We start from the raw sequence: 729 nt of genomic DNA, 5'->3' as shown, positions 1-729 counted from the left end.
AGACCGGGTGGGACACCGAAGCGGCGCGCCGCCCGCACGGGCAGCACACCACCGTGGTGGTGCACCTCGACGTTGCGCAGCGCGCCGCCGCGCTGCATCTGGGTCCGCTGCTCACCGAGGCCGAACGCCGCTACCTGACCTGCGATGCCACCTGTGAGGTCTGGTTCGAACGCAACGGCGAGGTGATCGGTGCCGGCCGGGCGACACGGACGATCAGCCGGCGGTTGCGCCGCGCGCTGGAGTATCGCCACCGCATGTGCGCGGTGCCCGGCTGTGGCGCCACCCGAGGTCTGCACGCCCATCACATCCGGCACTGGGAAGACGGCGGCGCAACCGAGTTGGCCAACCTGGTGCTGGTCTGCCCTTATCACCACCGGCTGCACCACCGCGGCCTGATCACCATCACCGGACCCGCAGCCGACCTGACCGTCACCGACAGCTTCGGCAGACCAGCACCAGGTTGGCCAACTCGGTGGGGCCGCCGTCTTCCCAGTGCCGGAGGTGATGCGCGTGCAGACCTCGGGTGGCGCCACAGCCGGGCACCGCGCACATGCGGTGGCGATACTCCAGCGCGCGGCGAAGCCGCCGGCTGATCGTGCGCGTGGCCCGGCCGGCACCGATGACCTCGCCGTTGCGTTCGAACCAGACTTCGCAGGTGGCATCGCAGGTCAGGTAGCGGCGTTCGGCCTCGGTGAGCAGCGGACCCAGATGCAGCGCGGCGGCGCGCTG

Annotated in this window: 2 pseudogenes; one reads left to right on the top strand and one right to left on the bottom strand. The window is 71.2% G+C overall.

Annotation, left to right across the window (positions count from 1 at the left end):
- A pseudogene (locus tag A5692_RS29615) lies at positions 1 to 504 on the top strand (DUF222 domain-containing protein); the annotation flags it as partial.
- Here the strand turns inward: A5692_RS29615 and A5692_RS00825 are convergent.
- Positions 481 to 672 (bottom strand): annotated as a pseudogene (locus A5692_RS00825) (DUF222 domain-containing protein); the annotation flags it as partial. The pseudogenes A5692_RS29615 and A5692_RS00825 sit on opposite strands and share 24 nt — an antisense overlap.
- Positions 673 to 729: the final 57 nt, after the last annotated feature.

Source organism: Mycobacterium sp. E342, from assembly GCF_001667665.1.
GTDB lineage: Bacteria > Actinomycetota > Actinomycetes > Mycobacteriales > Mycobacteriaceae > Mycobacterium.
This window is presented reverse-complemented; position numbering and strand designations above follow the sequence as displayed.